The sequence below is a fragment of the Microvirga roseola genome, from assembly GCF_020866965.1.
Taxonomy (GTDB): domain Bacteria; phylum Pseudomonadota; class Alphaproteobacteria; order Rhizobiales; family Beijerinckiaceae; genus Microvirga; species Microvirga roseola.
In genome coordinates, this window is record NZ_JAJATX010000031.1 from 1 (window position 1) to 20327 (window position 20327).

Below are 20327 nucleotides of genomic sequence, written 5' to 3' on the forward strand. Positions count from 1 at the left end.
TAAGCCATACTTCAGGGAGGATCACTTCTCAGGAGGCAGACCAAGGGCTACAGGCAGGACTTCGCGGGCGCTCCCATAGGAGCCGATACCAGACCGTCAGCACTGTCTCTGAGACAGAAGGGTGTCGTGCCCGGCTGCCCTATCGGCTTTCCGGCTTGCTCCTCTTCCTCTTCAGCAAGCAGGTTGTCGAGACCGTCAGCCAGATTGGGAAGCTGCTCGGAAAAGCATGGTAGACGACGATATCGCCTGCTCCGTCGTCCGGGAGTGTGGCCTGCCAGACATCCCTTCCTTCCTCTCAAACGTAAGATCCGTGCTCCTGTTGCTGTTGCTCGCGGCACCAAGCTTGGCAACAAGCAGGGAACATATCTGTTGGGATTGGGTTCGTACCGTGCCTGCCGCACGTCATCAGGCGGGGTGGCTTAGGCTGCACAATCTTGGAGGCATCCCATGACCATCGGCCTGCTCCGTGTCGCGACCCTCGCGCTAATGCTTCTAGCTATCACGCCCAGCCTGGTCCTCGCTTAGGTAACCCCAGCCCCTGGGGGAGCCGTTGCCGTGCAGGAAGACGACGGCTTCGACTACGGCTGGCTTGGCCTGCTCGGCCTGCTCGGCTTAGCCGGTCTCATGGGGCGGCGTGATCGTCGCGAGCATGACGTACACAGCACGACCACAACACGTCGTTAGGGGCGTTCACCGCTGAGGCGGGGCCAAGGCCCCGCTGCACCAGTAGCAGAATTCGTTCGGCTCACCTCCATCGCATTGCAACGCTACCGCGACTGCTGCTCGGTTTGATCCTAGTGCCCGTCAAGACTGGGAGGCCGTTTCGGATGACATGCAAGGGGCGTTCGCACTGAAGCGGTGAGCCCCTCGTTTGTTTTTAACTTTGTCGCTGCAGTCGCCGATTCTGGGTGCGGCATCACACGGACGAGCTCAAATCCGGGCATCATTTGAGTTTTGCCCGCTTTCCACAGGGGCCAAGAGGGATAGTTAACGTCACCTCAGCGAAGCAGTAACGAGGGAAGTGGAAGCGGATGGGGAGGCTGGGCGATGGAGAGCAGCAGGGGCACAAGTGAACAGGCCTTAGTCGTTTCCGATACCGAGCTTCTGCGCCGGATCGGACATGATCTGCGCTCCATATACACTGAGGTGTTCAAGCAGCCCCTGCCGCGCAAGATTGAGGCGACACTCTCCCGCATTGAGCGTGAGCAAGGCCGCGCCGGGTACCAGCGCCAGTCCGCGGTCCTCTGATCCCCGCCGCTCCAGGGCTGACCAAGCTCCTGCCAGGAGACACATCGCCAGGATGATCGAGGCGATAAGGAGGGAAGCGCCTGTCCAGGCTACTCCTTGTGGCCTGTTGTGAAAGTGTACCTTGGGAGGAACTTTCATGCCTGGTCTCCCCTGCGTTCAGGGAAAGAATGCCGTGACAGACTAGCAATATACCTACACACTCGAGAACGGCAGCGAGCAGACGGAGTGCCCCTGATGAGCCGGATCAACCGTTGCCGCTAAGATTGCTTCGACACAGAAGCATCCGGTCCCTCTGATTCCTCCGAAGCCCTTACTTTAAATCCATCAGGCCACGAGTTTACCGCGAGGTGATTTTCCTCTGCCCCCGTCATTCTGCCCAATGAGAGGCCCACGCCAGTGTCGCGGTTGGGTACTCGGCAGTTTGGAGCGGTTTGCAAAGGAACGAGCCGTACCTTGACCCTTTGTGCGTTCTATGTTTGTTCTTTCTGCGACATTGAGCAAGAGAGGCAAACTCGACGTGATTCGCACAGGATCGAACCAAAAGCTCACCGAGCCCCGTACGCCCGAGCAGCAGGCGAAAGACATAAAGCGGATGCTCGCGAAGGCCGAGCAGAAGGTCAGGAACCTAGAAGAAAGAATAGCGGATCAGAAGCAGCAGATTCGTGAGTTCCAGGCCCAGACCAAGCACGAAGAAAACCTCACCGCCGAGCGCGAGGACCTGAAGTCCGAGATCACGGACCTGAAGGGCGAGATCAGGGAACTGACCCGCGCCAACCGGGACCAGGTCGAGAAAATCGAGGCGCTCCGGGTCGAGAACGCAAAGCTGAAGGCGGGAACAAAGGTCCGGAAGTCGAGCGGGATAACGGCTGGGGTGGACCTCCGGGGATTGCTACAGCCCTCGCTCTCCTGAGTATCGGAAAAGCAGGCTGGTTTGACGCTCTGGCGTCGCTCCTGGATAGTTTCTCCGGGGCCATCCATATCGAACACATGGCGAAAGCATCAGAGCGCAATCCAGGCAAAACACGATCCAAGCGCAAGGCACCTGAGCCAACTCGCGCTCGGTTGCCGATCCGCATCAGTGTGGATCGGGAGGCTCTCGATGCGCTGGATAGGCGAGCCATCGCTGCTCAGGTCGGGATCGGGATCGTGGCAGGCTGGCTGGCAAGCTGGCTTGTTGGCGGCTCCGGCCTTCTTCAGTACGTGATCTCTGGGCTTGCCGGATCGCTCGTCGGTGGCTTCCTTCTGGAGCGGTTCGGGATTGATCTGGGCATTCGCAATCAGACTGCAACGCGCATCGTCACTGCCACCTTGGGCGCGATCATTGTTGTCCTGCTGGCCCGTCTTATCGGCTGAGACCCTCGCATTCGATGCTTGTCCCGGCAGCTTGACGGTACCGAGGAATTGAGGGCTGACTGATCAGATGAACATCTTTGTACTGACGGGGGCTGGCGTGTCAGCCGAGAGCGGCCTTGGCACTTTTCGTGACAAGGACGGGCTTTGGTCCCACTTTGATCCGATGAAGCTCGCCACCCCAGAGGCGTTTGCCCACAATCCTGATGAGGTTCATGCCTTCTACAACATGCGCCGCCAGAACCTCCTGCCGGCAGAGCCCAACGCCGCGCACCGGGCGCTGGCCCGCCTAGAGGCCGGTCTGGCAGAGCGCGGCGGCAGCCTGTTTTTGTGTACGCAGAACATCGACGACCTTCACGAACGGGCCGGATCGCGGCGGGTCGTTCATATGCACGGCGAACTGCTCAAAGCCCGCTGCACAGCCTGTGGCGGGATAATACCATGGCGCGAGGACCTGAGCGTCGAGGTCCCCTGCCCATCTTGCCGCCAAGCTGGAGGATTGAGACCCCACGTGGTCTGGTTCGGCGAGATGCCGCTGGAGATGGATGCAATCTATGACGCTCTACTTGAGGCAGACCTGTTCGTCGCCATCGGCACATCGGGCTCAGTCTATCCGGCTGCGGGGTTCGTGTCGGAGGCGCGAGGACACGGTATCCGCACCTGCGAGATCAATCTGGAGCCGTCCGAAAATGCCCGTCAGTTTGATGAGGGGCGGTATGGCCCAGCAAGTGAAGCGGTTCCGGCCTGGGTCGAGCAGGTGCTCTCATGCTGAGGGTCGGGGGAGTGACGCAGCCTCGAAGTGACGGCTTTGCTCCCGAGCAATGACACGCCGCCGGAAACCACCCTTCCTGAGGGATAGCTGATGATCTGGTTCATGACGCTCTTCAAGCGCCCGAATCAATTTGTCTCCCGAAAAACCTACCGGCGGCAACTGCTTGATCTGGCCTTGCTGCTCGCAGGATGCTGCGCTCTCTTCGCGCTGGTAATGGTCATGTCCGAGGGGATGTCACCGTCAGATGCCCTCTGGCTCACCGCCACCACGATCACAACGACCGGCTATGGCGATCTCTACGCCAAGACCGGCATCGGTCGCCTTGCAACAGTGCTCATCCTCTACATTCCGGGCATCGCGATCTTCGCGAAGGTCGTGAACGTGTTCCAGGACATGCGCCAGAACACGGCGGAAAGAAAGAACACGGGCCTCTGGAGGTGGAACATGGAAGGTCACATCGTCATCATTGGGATGCCGAGCGGCGACAGCGAAACCTACTTCGAGGGCTTCCTTCAAGAACTTCGGCGTGCTCAGAGGTTTCGGAACCACCCCGTTCAGGTGCTTACGAAGGAATGGTCCGGGGGCATCCCTCCCGCGCTCGCCCAGCGTGGAATGGTCCACCACCACGGGGACGGCAGCACCTTCGCTGACCTCGATGCTGCCGGGGTCAAAAAGGCTGACATCGTTGTGGTACTTGCCAGTTCACCTGAAGCCGATAGCACGACCTTCAACACGGTTAGTATGCTGCGCGAGATGGGCGTAAGCTGTCCGATCGTTGCCGAGTATGTGAAGCCTGAAAGTCAGGCGCGCATTCACCGCGCTGGGGCGACAAGCGTTATCAAGCCAACCCGTGTTTTCCCGGACATGCTTGTGCGCGTGATGGTCGCCCCAGGCTCAGAGTTCGTGCTGGAGAACCTGATGACGGCGGATGGCGACGAGTTGATGGGCTTTGCCATCCAACCTCGTGCGTTGCTCTGGAAGGATGTGGTTCATAAGCTTGTCGAAGCCGATATGGGAATTCCCATTGCTTATATCGGCGAGGATGGAGCGGTGACCACGAATCCCCGCTCCAGTGATCCAGTGACAATCCACACACTCTTCCTCGTCTGTCATGAGGAGCAGCCTCTCACGGCTGCGGACATTGAGGCTGTGCTCGCGGAGTAAGAGATCGTTGAAGTGACTTGAGTCAGGTGCTCCCAATGAGCAGATTTTGCCAAGGAGAATTATCAACGGTGGACGGGTTTGTGGCTCCCACTTCACCTCATTCCAAATAGTAGGGCCGTCCCGTTGGCGGACGGCTTGATGAGGTGCATAGTCCTGCTCTCTCGTTCTACGTTCGGTGGAGGTGTTCATGCCCAGCCTTCTTGTCCACGTCACCTGCGGTCCTGAAAGCCCGACCAAGGCGGCACTCGCCCTGTTCGTCGCGGCAGCGGCAGTCGAGGTAGGGCATGACGTCCATGTTTTCTTGGCGGGCGATGCTGTCCAACTCATCCGCGAACCGGTACGCAGCAGCCTCGTCGGGCTTGGCACGGGTGCCCTTCGGGAGCATTTCGAGAAAGTGATCGCTGGAGGCGGGCGGCTCTATCTCTCGGCTGGGTCCTGTGCCGCACGAGGGATCAGCGATGCCGACCTTGAGGGGATCCCCCACGAGAAGGCTGGCCCTCCCATGCTGGTGCGACTGATCATGGATTGTGACCGAAACATCGTCTACTGACGCTGCGTGTCTGAAGAGGCAGGACAGGGAGACTTGATGACAAAAACTATTTTCATCGCACTCCTTGACGATTTTGCGGCGGCTTGGAATCGGCATGACACGGATGCAATCCTGTCGATGATGACCGAGGACTGTGTGTTCGAGGCCAGTCGTGGACCCAACGTGAAGGGGACCATTTATACAGGTCAGGATGATGTCCGCCGTGGGATCGAGGAGGTCTTTGCAACCTTTCCGGATGCGCAGTGGAACGGACCCAGGCACTTCATTTCTGGAGATCGCGGTGTCTCAGAGTGGATATTCACTGCAACCGGGCCGGATGGGACTCCTGTGGAGGTCCAGGGCTGCGATATCTTCACATTCCGAGACGGCAAGATCGTGATCAAGAACTCGTACCGAAAGCAGCGTACCGGCTGATCGCCGGAATTTCCCTTGTTCACCATTAAAGCGCCGGTAGGCTTGGCTCTCCAAAAGACTGCGGGGAGAGCACAGACATGGACGACGCTGCCACGGATCATCGAAGCCTCTGGTTCCTCAACACCCACGTCACCATCCGCATCTCGTCGCAGGAAGGTTCGGACGGCCTCTCGGTGCTTGAACACCGTTCCTCGCAGGGAGACTCGCCGCCCTGCACATCCACCACGACGAGGATGAAATCTTCCACGTACTCGAAGGTGAGGTGCGCTATCGCGTCGGGGACTAGGAACGCCGGGCCAGCGCTGGCGAGATACTGCTTACACCCAAAGGCATTCCTCACACCTACCAGGTGGAGGCGGTTGAGGCCCGGATGCTCACGATCACCCGAGGCGAGTTTGAGAGCTTCATCCGGGCGTTTGGACGCCCTGCTGAAAGAGATGGACTGCCTGATCCGTCTGGACCTCCCAAGCCTGAACAAGCAGAGGCTCTCGCCCGTGCCTGTAGGCAGTTTGGGATCGAACTAGATCCTCGGCGCAGTGATTATGACCCTTTGGCGGGTGGCTCGGGAGGAGCGGCTTTAGGATAGGCGCGGCCCATCTTGGTGCGGTACTGCTCGGGCGTTATGTCGTAGGTGGTGCGCAGATGGCGCTTCAACGATTTGAATGACTTCCCATCCTCCAGGCAAATGATCGCATCGGGAGGGCCCTTTGCTTCTAGTACAGTTAGCTTTCTGATCGCCCAGAGTATTGAGCATACAGAGCATCAAGACTATTGACGACGAACTCGGCAAAGCCCGCATCGACATTGCGGTCGATCTGCAGCGTGCAACGCTTAGACGTAAAGTTGATTGTTGCCTTGACGCGCGTATCGGAAGCCTCCCAGAAACCAAGCTCAGCACGTGCTGGCCGGTCTTTGCGGGTCACCTCTTCGACGAGGGAGTTGAAGCGCTCGTTCGTCTCCCGAGCGTTAAAGGCGGGCGTCTTGATGAACGCCTTCGCTTTCTCTAGCGCGGATGCATCGTTCTGGAACAGTTCGGCTAAGGGCAGCCAGCGTTTGCGACCGATCTCCGGAGCTGGGCCAATCGCGTCGATAACAGTGGCTGGAATCCGTTCGACCACCTGCAAGTACCAAGTGATCTGGGACTGGTTGCTGATGCCGAGCGCTGCCGCGATCGTCTCACGGTTGAACTTCCTCGCTTTCATCGCAGCCACAAATCGCGCCTTCTCAATGAAGCTCAAGTCGAGTCGGGCGTTATTTTCCTGGCCTTGCGCCACAATGAGCTCAACGTCAGTCAACTGCCTGACGACCGCGCGGATTTTTCTTCCGAGCGAAGCGACGGCCTTCAGGCGTCGATGCCCGTAAGCAGCCTGATATCGCCCGTCTTGCTGGGGATGAGGCCTCACTAGGATCGGAACAAGCTGCCCCTGGCTCTCGATCTGATGTGCCAGATCAGCAATCGACTGAGTGCCATCCTCCATTCGGTCTCGGATGAAGGATTCGTCGATCAGGTTCGGATCTAGTTCAACGACCGCTTGCCCAGTCTCAACTAGTGCCTTCAAGTCCTCTAGTTCATGTGAGTCGTCACGAACCATTGTACTTAATCGCTTCATCACTTGGCTTGTAGGCGCATTCTGCCGAAGCAGACTCTGGGATACGGCCTGAGAAGTGTTCTCGACTTTACTCTCGCTCCCGACTTTCTGAGGTGCCGCCGTAAGCGCTTGAGGGATCTTCACGAGCGTCGCGGGGACCGTAGGGGCGATATCAGAGATCTCAGGATCAGTGTTCAGGGCCGATAGAGCCCCCTCCCCCGCCCCTGAGTTTCTGTCAGATGGCTCCACGATAACGGGAACGCCACTCGCTCTGGGCTCAACATCTAACTCGGAGATGGTGTCGGAGACTGCCCGCAGCTTGTCCTCATATGCGGGCTCCTGATCCACAGGATCAGGCTCTTCCGTGTTGAGGAACGCTGCCAGTCGCTTCGCACTCTTTGCCATTAGATCCTCCCCCAGGCCTGCAGAACCAGCTTTTCGATATCGCGGTTGACGGCATTCATGGACTCAATCGCGCGGTCAATTGTACCTTTCGTAAAGTCCGCACGCTCGGCTTCATAAATGGTCTTCTTCATGATGCCGGCGTCCGAGACGGCAGTGCTCTTCAGCATTTCATTGTCAAGAACATAGTCTCCGAACATCTTACGGAGATACTGAACCATTTGGGCTTGAGGCACATCATTTGGCTCATAGCGGGTGACCAGGTATTTGAGCCAGTCGTACTCTGTATTGCCGCCTGCGTTTTTTAGCACGCTTAGCAGGTCCTTGGTCATTGTCAGGAACTGAGCCATAGACATCACGTCCATCATCTGTGGATGAACCGTGATCACGATGCCCGTCGCGGCACTGAGAGCCGAGAGCGTCAAATATCCTAACTGAGGAGGACAATCGATCACAACGAGATCGTAGTTATGATGCACGGTCTCAAGCGCGCCGTTTACGCGGTCGAAGAAGCGCTTTCCCTCCTGCTTGTTCTGGAGAGCCATTGGCACTTCGTGCTCGAATTCCATGAGCTCGAGATTCGCAGGGATCATTTCCAGGCCCTCGATATAGGTCGGCCGGATAATATCCTTGAGCGGAATTCTCGCACCGGAGTAGCGGATGTTTCCATAAAGGGTCTGGTTCTCTAGGACGTCGAGCTCCGGATGGAGGCCGTGGACGGCTGAGAGGCTCGCTTGCGGATCCAGATCGATGGCCAGAACGCGATATCCATTTATGGCAAGATACTGCGCCAGATGAGCCGCAGTTGTGGTCTTTGCTGATCCGCCCTTGAAGTTCGTACAGGCGATCACCTGAAGGTGTTCGCTTCCGCTACGGTGCTTCAAATACTGCCTCTCCCCTTTCGCATTTGCGTCGAGATACGCACGCAGGTTCGCGACGTCCTTGAGGGAATAGAGGCGTCGGCCATTCGGCTGTATCTCCACGTCAGGTCCCTTCCCGTCCAGCGAGAGCTGCCGCAGGTAACTGTCCGCGACACCAAGGAGCTTAGCGACCTCTCCGGACGTTAGTTTGCGAAAGGACTTTTGAGCACGCGGCGGAAAAGCGGTCTCGAGCTGCCGGTGCAGGTTTTTGGAGAGCTTAGTTGCATGCTCTCCAATGAGGTCAAGCCCCACACGGGACGGCCGATTGGATGTTGAGCTGGCAGATACATGACCTTCGCTCTCGAGCTGAGGCAGAGCCATCAAGGTCCCCCTTCTTACGGAAAAGTGCCGGTGAACGGCTGAATTCCGTCTTATCAAATGCAGGGAACGTTAATATCAGGTTAAACTAGGGCTGATCGAAACGAGGCGTCGGCCACGTTGTTCTGCTGAGGCGCTATTGCTAAATAGCTATTGATCAACGAGAACTCTCAGCGACAGAGTGTTTTAAACACATGTAAAAAAACTCTGTCTGCCATCCCCCTGAGACGAGGATCAGAGCTCCGTCAACCCTCGCCCACCTGCGACCCTCGGTCTGATTCGCGCTTGCCAAGTATACTCATCAAACCCTGCAGCAAGGTGGCTTGAAAGGGTCCATCCGTTCCCTACTGGCGTAGTCCGATCCGCATACCGCGAAGCCAACAGCAGCCAAAGAGCCAGATTAGACCGTACAAGCCTGATTTCCGGTCGTGCGAACTTTACACCGCCTTAGATTTTACACGTGTAAAATCCGGGTAGAGCAGCTCTCGCTTGTCATTGGTCGGCCCCGACGCCGAAGACCTCAGTCGAGTGAAAGCCGGCGCAGGCATCGCTTAGCCGACGCCATCGACGCTCAGCCATTCCGTATTAGACGTGTAAAACCGCAGCGGCGGCCTCACGTCCATCGGGCGACATCAGTGGAGTCGCCTTTAGACTCTAGTGCCCCGCCCGTTTCAGCACCAAAGGCAGTTTTGGGATCCTGCTATTCGGCAGGCATGATATCGGCAGTGCGCTGCCGCTGCTTCTCCTTGATTAGATGGCCGCGATGCGTTGTCGGGTCCGGGGTCGCAGACCACAAGATATCGTATTCTATACTTGCAAATTCGAGGATGCGAGCCAAAGCCCCTCCCCTTCAAACCGAGGCCGCCGATTACTGTTTGACATGTATGCGGCCGGCGCAAAGTGCTAGCGGCTACGAGAGAAATCCAGGCCAGATGGAAGTCCGCCGTGTCACCACGGTTTCCACTCAGAAGGCTTCAAAGCCAGAACGCTGTTCTCGCCCCGGGTTCGCTCTCAAAGAATTTTACACGTGTAAAAACGTCTCGCTAGTTGGGCCAGTCGGCCATCAGGTTGGTTCCTCGTCTAGGCCAAGGAGAAGCCTCGCCCGCGAGGTCCGCCACATCGTTCCGCCACCAGATCCCTGCGGAAAGCAGAGGGAAAGACGGGCAGGGTCTAGGTGGCGCTGTGGCAGTGACTATGGGAATACCGATGACAGATGCGCTCGCACCATCAATCCCGTGCACACCATGTCGAGTGGCGGTAAGATCTTTGCCTCGTCCTAGGGCAAAGCCTCCATAGTCCGTATCGATGCGTGTGCCCCTCGCGCTATTGCCGCGGCCACGATCCCCCGTACGGTGGCTCAAACCGACGCGAACGGTTGAACAGCAGTCCCAGCCGGATCTGGGTGAGCGGGGAGGGGAATCCACGAATCTCTGCACATGATACTTGCCATTCCGACACGCGGACAATGGCTGACCGACGTTCAGGCCGCTGTGGGCGCCCCTGAGCCGTTCCGAGCCATCTCACCTGGGACGCTCTCGCAGAGTAGGTGCAAACCACGCATTGATCTTGCTGAACTTGAGATGGTCGGCCACCGACGTGGGAGCCTTCGCACTCTGTCGGGCAGCATCCGGCCTGGACCTCACCTCCTCTGTCACCAGCACGTCAGCCTGCCGCCCGATGGCCGATGCGCCTTTCAGGACCTCGAGGCGGTCCTGGGAGCGCATGCGGCGTCTCAGGTGCTGGGAGTGTAGACCTCCCGCTCCCACTTCGCCTTCGCCGTATCAGCGCACACAAAGCGGCAGATCGGGCGAGAGAGACAGGTCGGCATGGTCTCGACGGCTCGGGCCGGCTGGTACGGGAAATCGGCCGCCACGATCGCCGCCTCAATCACACAGGTTTCGCCGTCTTTGCCAGGGAACGGGTGTGAGCCTCGTTTCAGCTTCCGGTTCAGGAGGTGATAGAAAGTGTCCACGGCAGCCATCCCTGTGGCGTCCGCACCGCAGGATGGTAGTCCCCTGACAGCTCACGCAATCGCACCGAGGGATGCCAGGTCGAATACCTGACCTTGTGTTATGGGTACATGACTACCGGGGTAGCTCAGCGCCCAGGAGCGAGATGGCAGAGCACCTCAGCAGTCTATGCCCAGACCGAGCCCGAACTCGATTGAGTAATGACATCATCCAGCGAAGCGACTACACCGCATCTTGTAGTGAGGATGGCAGGGCCAGACCGGCCTTGCGCGCTCGATCGAGCTGCTTCTTCACCGAGGAGGCTGACCATGTGAGACCCCCACGCGGTGTCCGCTCCCGCATGCGCTCAAGCTGCACCCCAATGTCCCGCAGCGAGAGGCTCGGGTCGGTCATTGCGATACCGGCGATCAACGTCATAAGACGGTCCTCCGGGTTCTTGCGCGGAGCAGGGCGGAGGAGGGTAGGGTCAGCCATGTGTTGCGATACGAGCTTGCCCACAGCCCGTCGCAGCCGGGCCACGGTCCACGGTTGACCGCCGCTGCCGAGCACGCGCACAATGTCCCCCCAGGGGTGCTGGGGCCGCATGCGCCGAACTGTTGGCATCCATCGATCTGCGCCAGCGATCAGATCGTCCATGTAGACCTTCTCCCGAGCGAGGGCGATCTTCCTAATGGCTTCCGGCCGACGCTCGCGCATGCCCGGATTGCCCGGCTTCTTGCCTCGCGCCTTGGCGGCCTTGATCCCGGCCCTCGTGCGCTCGGAGATGAGGGAGCGTTCCAGCTGCGCAACTGCACCAAGGACCTGCAAGGAAAATATTCCTTGCGGCGTTGCGGTGTCAATTGGGTCGCGCAGGGAGCGGAAATGCGCCTTCCTGGCTTCTAGCGTTTCGATCACCTCGAGGAGGTGGCTTACTGAACGGGCCAGACGATCCAGCCGCACCACAACGAGGACCTCACCCGGCTTGATCTCGCGAAGGAGACGCGCAAGCACCGGCCGGGCGCGGCTCGCCCCGGACCCGTGCTCCTGATGGATTTCGGCGCACCCTGCAGCGTGCAGCTCGTCGAGCTGTGCATCATTCGCCTGGTCCTCGGTCGAGACGCGGGAGTAGCCGATCAGGCGGGGATTCACGAGGGGAGGGGGCATGAACAAGCTTCAGAGAGACGGCTTCCAGCGCCTTTGTACACTCTCGCTTGCTATGAGCAACTGATCGTTTGAACACGTTTCTCAAGTCACTTTGTTAACCAGCCGGAGAGGGGATGGCTTCCCTCCGGCCGGCAGAAATGGCTTAAAACAACGGATTTTTGGGTTGGGTGGCCGCCCCAGAAGCGCGCTGGAGCTCCCCAGCAGGGAGTCAGATCGAGATTACTGACCTCTGCTGTGACCGCCGCCCCGCAGGTCTACTCAGTCCATCACTCAAGCCGTAGCAAAGATCTAGTTGGCTCCTTCTGTGACGGCTTAGCCCTTTGATATCCGCAGCTTAGCAGCAGATGCACTTGTGGCTTTCTGGCAGGGGAGGGGGCCCATCGGCAGATCACATGAGCCCTGCCCTTGTGGACGAGAGGCCCTGCACTCCTACATCCTTGATCTGCTATCCTGGCCCAGGGATGTGGAGGCGCCGATGATGAGCTTCTGCCGAGCTGCCTGTTCCGTTGCTGCTTTCGTTGGCTTGAGCTGGTCCTTGCCTGCTGCCGCTTCCGAGTTGCAGGGGTGCCCTGGACTGATCGCCTCCAGAGAGGCCCTGTTCTCCCGGGCCGCCCTGCGTCAGGACGAGGTGGGCCTCACCTTCATCGGCCATGCCACCTTCCTGATCGAGACGCCTCAGGGTATGCGGATCGCCACCGACTACAGCGACGGCACGCGCCCGCCCGCCACGCCTGACGTGGCCACAATGAACAAGGCGCATTCCACCCACTTCAGCTACCGACCTGATCCTGGAATCAAACACGTGCTCCGGGGCTGGAATCCAGATGGTGGGCCGGCCCACCATGACCTGACTGTGCAGGATGTGCGCATCCGGAATGTCTCGACGAACATCCGCAGCTATGGCGGGGCAACGGAATACGACGGCAACTCTATCTTCGTGTTCGAGACCGCTCAGCTGTGCGTCGCCCATCTGGGCCATCTGCACCACACTCTCTCACCCGAGCACCTGAAGAAGCTCGGCCGCATTGACGTTCTTCTGGTGCCGGTGGATGGGGGCTACACGCTGGCGACCTCTGACATGATGGAGGTGCTGCGCTCGATCAATGCGCCGCTCATGATCCCGATGCATTTCTTCGGGCAGTCGACGCTCGACCGCTTTCTGGCGTCGGCCCGGGAGCACTTTCCGGTGGAGTTCAGCGATGCGGCGGCGATTACCGTGTCGCGCGCAACGCTGCCCAAGAGCCCAAAGATCCTGGTTCTGCCGGGGCACTGAACGCCTGGTAAGTAGCTCCGCCCGAACCATCTGACTTTTAATCCGAGCGTCCTGGGTTCGAGTCCCAGCGCGCTCACCAAATCTTTTCAATTACTTAGCTGCTGGTGGGGTTTGGTCCTGCTTCCCAGAAAGCCTGATTGGGAAGCGTATGGGAAGCAAGCTCGGTTAACCGAGCGTTTTTCTCCCCAATTCACATTAGAGGCCTCAGCCCGGGTTCCATCGACCCGATCATTGTGAACGTCCCGAATCACGCGCAGAGCGGACCTTTACAGCGTTCTGCTTAAGAGCTGCTATTGACCTAACCCGGACCTTGCGATTGTTCAAACGCGATGGCTGAGTTCGGCGCAGATGTCCGGAGCATATGGACGACAGTGAGTAAGTCGTGCGCGAACGCGGACAGTCCGCAATTCGAAACAGTGTTTCGCTACGCGTCCGCATCGGCGCCGAATTTTTCAGCGCATTGCTCCGGCATTTGCCTCAAGTTTGGTCACGTAGGGCTTGACGATGTTCAACAGCCAAGCACAAGGTAAGATACAGACTGGCCGGTTCGTTTCTTGATGCTCCTCCAGAAGGAGCCCAGGCGGGGAGTGCATGGGTAAGGTCGCGAGGAGAACTCAGGAGCAGCGAACGGCGGAAACGCGGCATCGGCTCCTTGATGCCACGATCACCCTGCTGCTCGAGCGGGGTTATTTCCGGATTACAACCGCAGATATTGCATCTGTCGCCGGGGTTTCGCGCGGTGCTCTCACCCATCATTTCGTCAGCAAGGAAGACATCGTTACGCAGGCCGTCCAGCATCAGCTCAGAAAGGTGACGGTCGATCTCCACGAGCTCGCGGATTCTCTGGAGGGCAAGTCGACCGACGAGATCGTGGACTATTTGTGGGAGATGATGGCCGGCGGGCTCTTTCTCGTCACGCTGGAATACCTTCCCGAAGCCCGTCACAACTCGGAATTCAAGGCGCAGATGACTCCGGTCGTGAAGGAGTTTCATGCGGCACTCGACGCCATCTGGGCGCGCCTCTCCCAACATGCCGGCATAAAGCCGTCCCAGGCCCAGGTCATGTTGAACGCCACGATGTGCCTGATCCGCGGGATGGTCGCCCAGACGATCGTGCGTGACGATCCCGATTACTTCCGCTCACTGCTCGCTTACTGGAAGGGACATCTGCGGGAAGTGTTCGTACTCGACCGACGATCACCGCAGGCGAGACCGCGCCGTAAGGTGTCGGCGGCCGAGTGAGAGGGCCGGCCTCGACCGGCATCTCGCGCGGGCACCGCGCTCAAGACAAGCAGTTTAAATCGCACCGTTCCGGTGCACAGCCCTAGATGGAGTCATCCACCCCTATGTCGCTTACACTCTTTTCGAATGCGCGCATCGTCGACGGCACGGCTTCCGAGCCCAGCGCTCCGATGCATGTTCTCGTGGAAAACGACCGGATCCGGGAAGTGTCCGAGAGCCGGATCGCTTCGGAGCATGCACGCGTGATCGATCTCAACGGCGGTACGCTCATGCCCGGACTGATCGACTGTCACGTCCATGTGGTGGCGGGGCTGGTGAATCTCGGCCAGAACGCGATGCTGCCCGACGTGCTCGTCGCCTTTCATGCGGCGCGCATCATGAAGGGCATGCTCGCGCGCGGATTCACGACTGTGCGCGACGTGGGCGGCGCGACCTTCGCCTTGGCCGATGCGGTGAACCAAGGGCTCGTCGAGGGTCCGCGCCTGATCGTGTGCGGCAAAGCGCTGTCCCAGACCGGAGGACACGCGGATTTCCGCGGCAACTACGACAACCGCGATCCTGAGTACCAGACGAGACGTCTCGGCGCCCTCGGCCGCATCTGCGACGGTGTCGAGGCCTGCCGCCACGCCGCACGCGACGAGATCCGCCAGGGTGCTCAATTCATCAAGATCATGGCGAATGGCGGCGTTGCCTCGCCCACGGATCCGATCGCATTCCTCGGATTTTCGAACGACGAGATCCGCGCCATCGTCGAGGAGGCGCGCAACGCTCAGACCTATGTCTCGGCCCATCTCTATACGGACGAAGCGATCTCGCGAGCCGTCGAGCTGGGCGTACGGTCTGTCGAGCATGCGAACCTGATCGAGGATAAGACGGCCGCCCTCATGAAGGAACGCGGCGCGATCGCATGCCCGACTTTGGTGACCTATGAGGCGCTGAAGAACGAGGGCGCCTCGCTCGGGCTCCCGGCAGCTTCCGTCGCTAAGATCGACGACGTGAGGCTGCGCGGCATCGAATCCCTGGACATCATGCGGCGCGCGGGCGTCACCATGGCCTTTGGCACGGATCTGCTGGGCGAAATGCACCGCCATCAATCTGAGGAATTCGTGATCCGCGGGCGCGTCCTGGCGGCCGCCGAGGTCATCCGCTCGGCCACCGTCGATGCGGCAGAACTCATCGGCATGCCGGGTCAGATCGGTACCGTCTCGCCCGGAGCCTATGCCGACCTGATCGTCGTCGAGGGCAATCCCCTGGCGGATCTGTCCCTGCTCACGGGCCAGGGACGGCACATGCCGCTCATCATGAAGGGCGGCCAATTTATCAAGAACGAGCTCAACCACTAAGCACCAGAAAGGGAACCTCGATGACAACCACCCGTCGCCAGTTTCTAGGGACCATCGGCGCCACGACGGCGCTGATCGGAGCCCCCACCATTCTTCGCGCGCAGTCGCAGCCGGTCTTCCGTGTCGGAGCGCTGTGCCCGGTCACCGGATCCGGCAGCCCATACGGGTCCGGCATGCAGAAGATGATCATCGCCGCTGCCGAAGCCGTGAACGCGGCTGGCGGGGCTGCCGGACACAAGATCGAAATCGTGGCGGAAGACACGCAGACGAGCCCCCAGGCCGCCGTGCTCGCGGCCAAGAAGCTTATCGACGTCAACAAGGTGCAGGCCATTCTGGGTACGTGGTCGTCTGGCGTGTCACTCGCGGTCGTGCCTCTGACGAACGATGCCAACATCATCCTGATGAACACCTCTGGCGCGCCGGCGCTCTCGACGCCGCCCGCCAACGCCAAGGGTCTGTCCTACCGCTATCAAGCGACCAACGACCGGTTCGGCCGCGCCTTCGCGGAGATCGCCGAGAAGGAAGGCTTCAAGCGCCCCGCGACCATGGCCTTCAACAACGCGTCTGGCATCGGCAACACCGAAGGATTCCGCAAGGCCTGGGAGGCGAAGGGCGGCAAGGTCGTGGAGAACGTCGTCTACGAGCCGAGCCAGCCCACCTACCGCTCCGAACTTCAGCGGGTGCTCGCGGCCAATCCCGACGTCATCGTGACGGGATCCTATCTTCCCGACACCACGATCATCATGCGCGAGTGGTTCCAGAGCGGTCAGCCGGTCAAGTGGATCATGCCCGGCTGGGCGGCAAGCCCCGATCTCGTCAAGGCCGTGGGGGCCGATGTCCTCGAGGGCGTCATCTCCGTCGACTCCGTCTCCAACGAGAACGCGCCGTCGTACAAGGCGTATGACGAAGCTTTTCGCAAGGTGACCGGTCAGCCGGGCCAGTCCAACGTCTACGCCGCCATGACCTGGGACATGATGAACGTGCTCGCGCTCGCGATGGAGGCGGCTAACTCCACCGAAACGGCAGCGATCAACGCCAAAATCCGCGAGATCGCGAACCCGGAAGGCGAGAAGGTATACACCTATGCCGCAGCGAAGGAGGCCCTGAAGAAGGGCGAGATCAATTACGAGGGCGCTTCGTCGATCCTCGACTTCGATCAATATGGCGACGTCACGCCGGATTTCGGCGTCTTCTTCATCGAAGGTGGAAAGCTGAACCGCCGCTACGTCGTGAAGATCTAAAAACCGCATCGGGACAGGGCGGAGCCGCCCTGTCCCGACCCGCAGCCTGAACGAAGAGAGCCGCCTCGCGAATGGCGGGGCGGCTCGAATGCTCTTGTCCCGCACCCGGCTCGACCGTTGAGCCGGGTGATGCAACGAGTCCTCTCGTCGAGAGGGCGGCGTTCGTAGGTCATCCATGTTCTACGCCCAACTCCTCGTCAACGGCATCGTCCAGGGCCTCGTCATCGGCCTGGCGGCCCTTTCCATCACGCTCGTCTTCGGGATCGCCCGGTTCCCGAACGCCGCGACTGGCGACTTCATGACATTCGGCGCCTTCTCGGCGCTCACCGCCCATCAGGCGACCGGCTCAATCCTGTTCGGCGGGCTCGGCGCCATCGTGGCGACGGGCCTCGTTTCGCTCCTGGCGTATTGGGCCGTGTTCCGCCGCTTGGCAGACCGGTCCGTCGTCGCGCTCCTCGTGGCGTCGATCGGCATCGGATTCCTGCTCCGGGCTGTGCTGGGCGTAGTCTTCGGGCACGGTCAGCAGGTCTTCCAGGTTCCGCTGACGCGACCCTACGTCTTCAACGGCATCCGCGTGATGCCTCTCGACCTGCAGCTCGCGGCAGTGGCCGCGCTGGCTCTGGCTCTGGTGTTCTCTCTTCTCTACCTGACCCCGATCGGCCGGCAGATGCGCGCCGTCGCCGACAACCGCGACCTCGCCCGGGTCTCGGGAATCAGGCCCGGACGGGTAATGGTCGCGTTGTGGCTGGTTGCCGGAGGGGTTGCCGGGGTCGCCGGCATGATGCTGGGGATCAAGACGATCGTGACGCCGGAATTCGGCTGGGAGATGCTGCTTCCCGCCTTCACCGCCGCCATCCTCGGCGGGATCGGATCGCCCGTTGGAGCAGTGGCGGCCGGCCTGATCCTCGGCGTGGCGCAGGAGCTCTCGACCCCGTTCGTGGGCTTCACCTACAAGATTGCGCTCGCCTTCATCATTATGCTCGCCGTCCTGCTGCTGCGCCCGCGCGGATTGTTCGGCCAGTTGGAAGGAGCACGCTGATGGAAGCCTATCTCGTCGCGATCGGCATCATCGCCCTGATCTACGTCATCCTTAGCCTCGGCCTGACGCTCCAATACGGCCTGACCGGTCTGATCAATTTCGGTCATGTTGGCTTCTTCGCGATCGGCGCCTATACCAGCGCCCTGCTGGCCTTCCAGGGTGTCCCGCTGGTCCTGTGCTTCGCCGCCGCAGCGGTCCTCGCAGGCATCGCGGCTTGGCCCATCGGCCTCGTGTCGCTGCGCCTGCGCGACGACTATTTCGCCATCGTCACCCTGGGCTTCTCGGAGGTGGTCCGGATCGTCATCACGAGCGAGAAATGGCTCACGAGCGGCGTTCAGGGGTTGCCCGGGGTCCCGCGGCTCTACGAGGAGCTCGGCGGCTTCACGGCGCAGCTTGCCGTGTTCGCGACGATCCTGGCCGTCACGCTCCTCGGAATCTGGATGATCCGCCGCATCGCCGGCTCGCCCTTTGGGCGTCTGATCGAGGCGATCCGCGACAACGAGGAGGCGGTGCAGGCGCTCGGGAAGGATCCGGCGCGGTTCAAGATCCAGGTGCTCGTCGTGGGCGCGGCCTTCGCCGGGATCGCTGGCGCGTTCTATGCCCACTACATCACCTACATCGTCCCGGATCAGTTCATTCCCCTCGTCACCTTCTACGTCTGGATGGCCATCATCATGGGCGGCGTGGGGCGCGTCTCGGGTGCGGTCGTCGGGAGCGCGATCCTGATGCTCTTCCTCGAAGGCTCGCGCTTCCTGCGCGACGTGCTGCCGGGGGTCTCGGAGGTCGACATGGCCTCGGTCCGCATCGGCGCCGTCGGCTTCCTGCTGATCCTGTTCATCATGTACCGCCCGCAGGGGCTCATGGGAGATTATACGAAGCGATGAGCCTCGAGGTTCGTGACATTGGAAAGTCCTACGGGGGGTTCAAGGCCCTCGACGGCGTCCGGCTGACGGTCGAGACCGGTGCCCTTTTCGGGATCATCGGTCCCAACGGAGCCGGAAAGTCGACGCTCTTCTCGGTCATTTCGGGCTTCGTTCCCGCGGACGAGGGACGGATTATCCTGGACGGAAAGGCCATCGACGGCCTGTCGGCTCCGGCCCGAGCGCGGGCCGGAATGGTGCGGACCTTCCAGGTCCCGCGCGAGTTCCGCCATCTGACCGTGCGCGAGAACCTGATGGCGGCCGCGCCGCAGCAGACCGGCGAGAACCTGCTGGGCGTCTTCTTCCGGCCCGGCCGCGTCAATGAGGAGGAGGCGGCCATCGCGGACCGCGTCGACCAGACCATCACGTTCCTGAAGCTGACCCGGGTGGCGGACCAGCCGTCCGGCATGCTGTCCGGCGGTCAGAAGAAGCTGCTCGAACTCGGTCGCGCCCTTATGGCCAAGCCGCGCATGATCCTGCTCGACGAGCCTTTCGCCGGGGTCAACCCGGTGCTGATCGACGAGATCATGGAACGGATCGCCGAGCTCAACGGGCGCGGAATCGGGTTCGTGGTCATCGAGCACGATCTCCAGGCGCTCACCCGGCTGGTGCCGCGCCTCGCTGTGATGGATCGAGGCAGGATCATCGCGGAGGGCGAGCCGCGAGCGGTGCTCGATGATCCGCTCGTTCGGGAAGCTTACTTGGGAGGCGTGTCGTGACGCTGCTGGAATTCGAGAACGTCCGCGGCGGCTACGCAGAGGTGGACATCCTGAACGGCATCTCGCTGTCGCTCCGGCAGGGGGAGATCCTGACCGTCGCGGGAACGAACGGCGCCGGCAAATCGACCCTGGCGAAGGCCGCGGTCGGCCTCCTGCCGCGCGTGACCGGGCGCATCGTGTTCGAGGGCGACGACCTCGTGCCGCTGCCGACCGAAGCGCGGATCGCGCGAGGCATCGGCTATGTGCCGCAGGTCTCGAACGTGTTCGGGTCTCTTAGCATCCTCGAGAACCTGCAGGTCGTCGTCGGCGTGAAGGATCAGGCCCGACGCATCGGTGAGCTGTTCGAAGCGTTCCCTGTCCTCGCCGAACGCAAGCGCGCGAGGGCCGGCAGCCTGTCCGGCGGCGAGCGCCAGCAACTGGCCTTCGCGCGCGCCTTGATGACGCGGCCACGCCTCATGATCCTAGACGAGCCGACCGCGGCCTTGTCTCCGGCGAAGGTCGCGGATGCCTTCGACTTGATCGCGAGGCTTCCAAGCCTGGGTGTATCGGTGCTCGTGGTCGAGCAGCGGGCCCGCCAATCGCTGGCCATCTCGGATCGGGGCTGCATCCTCGACGGGGGGCAGGTGGCCCTCGCGGGCGACGCGAAGATACTCCTCGCCGACGAGCGCGCCGCGGAGCTCTATCTCGGTCAGGCGATTCACGCCTGATCG

General features: G+C 60.8%; 22 protein-coding genes and 1 pseudogene. 16 read left to right on the forward strand and 7 right to left on the reverse strand.

Annotation, left to right across the window (positions count from 1 at the left end; genetic code table 11):
- The first annotated feature begins 555 nt into the window (after positions 1-555).
- Positions 556-684: a WGxxGxxG family protein gene (locus tag LG661_RS16240; RefSeq protein ID WP_230532933.1), complete on the forward strand. Its 129-nt coding sequence runs from the start codon at positions 556-558 to the stop codon at positions 682-684.
- Between the two features lie 396 nt (positions 685-1080).
- Here the strand turns inward: LG661_RS16240 and LG661_RS16245 are convergent, their stop codons facing one another.
- The gene (locus LG661_RS16245; protein ID WP_230532934.1) at positions 1081-1386 is read right to left on the reverse strand and encodes a hypothetical protein; all 306 of its coding nucleotides are present in this window, start codon (positions 1384-1386) and stop codon (positions 1081-1083) included.
- Positions 1387-1765: 379 nt separating this feature from the next.
- On the opposite strand from LG661_RS16245, the gene LG661_RS16250 reads away from it, so the two are divergent.
- From LG661_RS16250 to LG661_RS25440, 7 genes are all read left to right on the forward strand, one after another.
- Complete coding sequence (locus LG661_RS16250) at positions 1766-2158, forward strand: hypothetical protein (protein WP_230532935.1); 393 nt, start codon at positions 1766-1768, stop codon at positions 2156-2158.
- Between the two features lie 152 nt (positions 2159-2310).
- Positions 2311-2601, forward strand: coding sequence for a GlsB/YeaQ/YmgE family stress response membrane protein (locus LG661_RS16255; RefSeq protein WP_322098883.1), 291 nt, complete (start codon positions 2311-2313; stop codon positions 2599-2601).
- 67 nt (positions 2602-2668) lie between these two features.
- On the forward strand, positions 2669-3370 hold the full coding sequence (locus LG661_RS16260; RefSeq protein ID WP_230532936.1) for an NAD-dependent deacylase: 702 nt from the start codon (positions 2669-2671) through the stop codon (positions 3368-3370).
- A 90-nt stretch (positions 3371-3460) separates the two neighbouring features.
- On the forward strand, positions 3461-4534 hold the full coding sequence (locus tag LG661_RS16265; protein ID WP_230532937.1) for an ion channel: 1074 nt from the start codon (positions 3461-3463) through the stop codon (positions 4532-4534).
- Between the two features lie 187 nt (positions 4535-4721).
- The gene (locus tag LG661_RS16270) at positions 4722-5084 is read left to right on the forward strand and encodes a DsrE family protein (RefSeq protein ID WP_230532938.1); all 363 of its coding nucleotides are present in this window, start codon (positions 4722-4724) and stop codon (positions 5082-5084) included.
- 36 nt (positions 5085-5120) lie between these two features.
- Entirely contained in the window at positions 5121-5498 is a 378-nt protein-coding gene (locus LG661_RS16275) for a nuclear transport factor 2 family protein (protein WP_230532939.1), read from the forward strand.
- A 349-nt stretch (positions 5499-5847) separates the two neighbouring features.
- On the forward strand, positions 5848-6084 hold the full coding sequence (locus LG661_RS25440; protein ID WP_407666731.1) for a hypothetical protein: 237 nt from the start codon (positions 5848-5850) through the stop codon (positions 6082-6084).
- Here the strand turns inward: LG661_RS25440 and LG661_RS16285 are convergent.
- The 6 genes and pseudogenes from LG661_RS16285 to LG661_RS16310 form a co-directional block, all read right to left on the reverse strand.
- Positions 6039-6197 (reverse strand): annotated as a pseudogene (locus tag LG661_RS16285) (MucR family transcriptional regulator); the annotation flags it as partial. The gene LG661_RS25440 and the pseudogene LG661_RS16285 overlap by 46 nt on opposite strands.
- A 23-nt stretch (positions 6198-6220) precedes the next feature.
- Positions 6221-7492 carry a plasmid partitioning protein RepB gene (gene repB / locus LG661_RS16290; protein ID WP_230532940.1) on the reverse strand — a complete coding sequence of 424 codons (1272 nt, stop codon included), beginning with the start codon at positions 7490-7492 and terminating at the stop codon, positions 6221-6223.
- The gene (repA, locus tag LG661_RS16295; protein ID WP_230532941.1) at positions 7492-8730 is read right to left on the reverse strand and encodes a plasmid partitioning protein RepA; all 1239 of its coding nucleotides are present in this window, start codon (positions 8728-8730) and stop codon (positions 7492-7494) included. Before repA ends, repB begins: the two co-directional genes overlap by 1 nt.
- Before the next feature lie 1517 nt (positions 8731-10247).
- Entirely contained in the window at positions 10248-10451 is a 204-nt protein-coding gene (locus LG661_RS16300; RefSeq protein ID WP_230532942.1) for a hypothetical protein, read from the reverse strand.
- Positions 10452-10459: 8 nt separating this feature from the next.
- Positions 10460-10699, reverse strand: a complete 240-nt coding sequence (locus LG661_RS16305; RefSeq protein WP_230532943.1) for a hypothetical protein — start codon at positions 10697-10699, stop codon at positions 10460-10462.
- Between the two features lie 220 nt (positions 10700-10919).
- On the reverse strand, positions 10920-11840 hold the full coding sequence (locus tag LG661_RS16310) for a recombinase family protein (protein WP_230532944.1): 921 nt from the start codon (positions 11838-11840) through the stop codon (positions 10920-10922).
- Between the two features lie 535 nt (positions 11841-12375).
- Between LG661_RS16310 and LG661_RS16315 the strand changes: the two genes are divergently transcribed.
- From LG661_RS16315 to LG661_RS16350, 8 genes are all read left to right on the forward strand, one after another.
- Positions 12376-13113, forward strand: a complete 738-nt coding sequence (locus tag LG661_RS16315; RefSeq protein ID WP_230532945.1) for an MBL fold metallo-hydrolase — start codon at positions 12376-12378, stop codon at positions 13111-13113.
- Positions 13114-13704: 591 nt separating this feature from the next.
- Entirely contained in the window at positions 13705-14355 is a 651-nt protein-coding gene (locus tag LG661_RS16320; protein WP_230532946.1) for a TetR/AcrR family transcriptional regulator, read from the forward strand.
- A gap of 104 nt (positions 14356-14459) precedes the next feature.
- Positions 14460-15698 carry a metal-dependent hydrolase family protein gene (locus tag LG661_RS16325; RefSeq protein ID WP_230532947.1) on the forward strand — a complete coding sequence of 413 codons (1239 nt, stop codon included), beginning with the start codon at positions 14460-14462 and terminating at the stop codon, positions 15696-15698.
- 20 nt (positions 15699-15718) lie between these two features.
- Complete coding sequence (locus tag LG661_RS16330; protein ID WP_230532948.1) at positions 15719-16939, forward strand: ABC transporter substrate-binding protein; 1221 nt, start codon at positions 15719-15721, stop codon at positions 16937-16939.
- A 175-nt stretch (positions 16940-17114) separates the two neighbouring features.
- On the forward strand, positions 17115-17978 hold the full coding sequence (locus tag LG661_RS16335; RefSeq protein ID WP_230532949.1) for a branched-chain amino acid ABC transporter permease: 864 nt from the start codon (positions 17115-17117) through the stop codon (positions 17976-17978).
- Complete coding sequence (locus LG661_RS16340) at positions 17978-18862, forward strand: branched-chain amino acid ABC transporter permease (protein WP_230532950.1); 885 nt, start codon at positions 17978-17980, stop codon at positions 18860-18862. The genes LG661_RS16335 and LG661_RS16340 overlap by 1 nt, the downstream gene beginning before the upstream one ends.
- A complete protein-coding gene (locus LG661_RS16345; protein WP_230532951.1) occupies positions 18859-19617 on the forward strand; it encodes an ABC transporter ATP-binding protein in 759 nt (252 codons plus the stop codon). Before LG661_RS16340 ends, LG661_RS16345 begins: the two co-directional genes overlap by 4 nt.
- Positions 19614-20324 carry an ABC transporter ATP-binding protein gene (locus tag LG661_RS16350; RefSeq protein ID WP_230532952.1) on the forward strand — a complete coding sequence of 237 codons (711 nt, stop codon included), beginning with the start codon at positions 19614-19616 and terminating at the stop codon, positions 20322-20324. Before LG661_RS16345 ends, LG661_RS16350 begins: the two co-directional genes overlap by 4 nt.
- Positions 20325-20327: the final 3 nt, after the last annotated feature.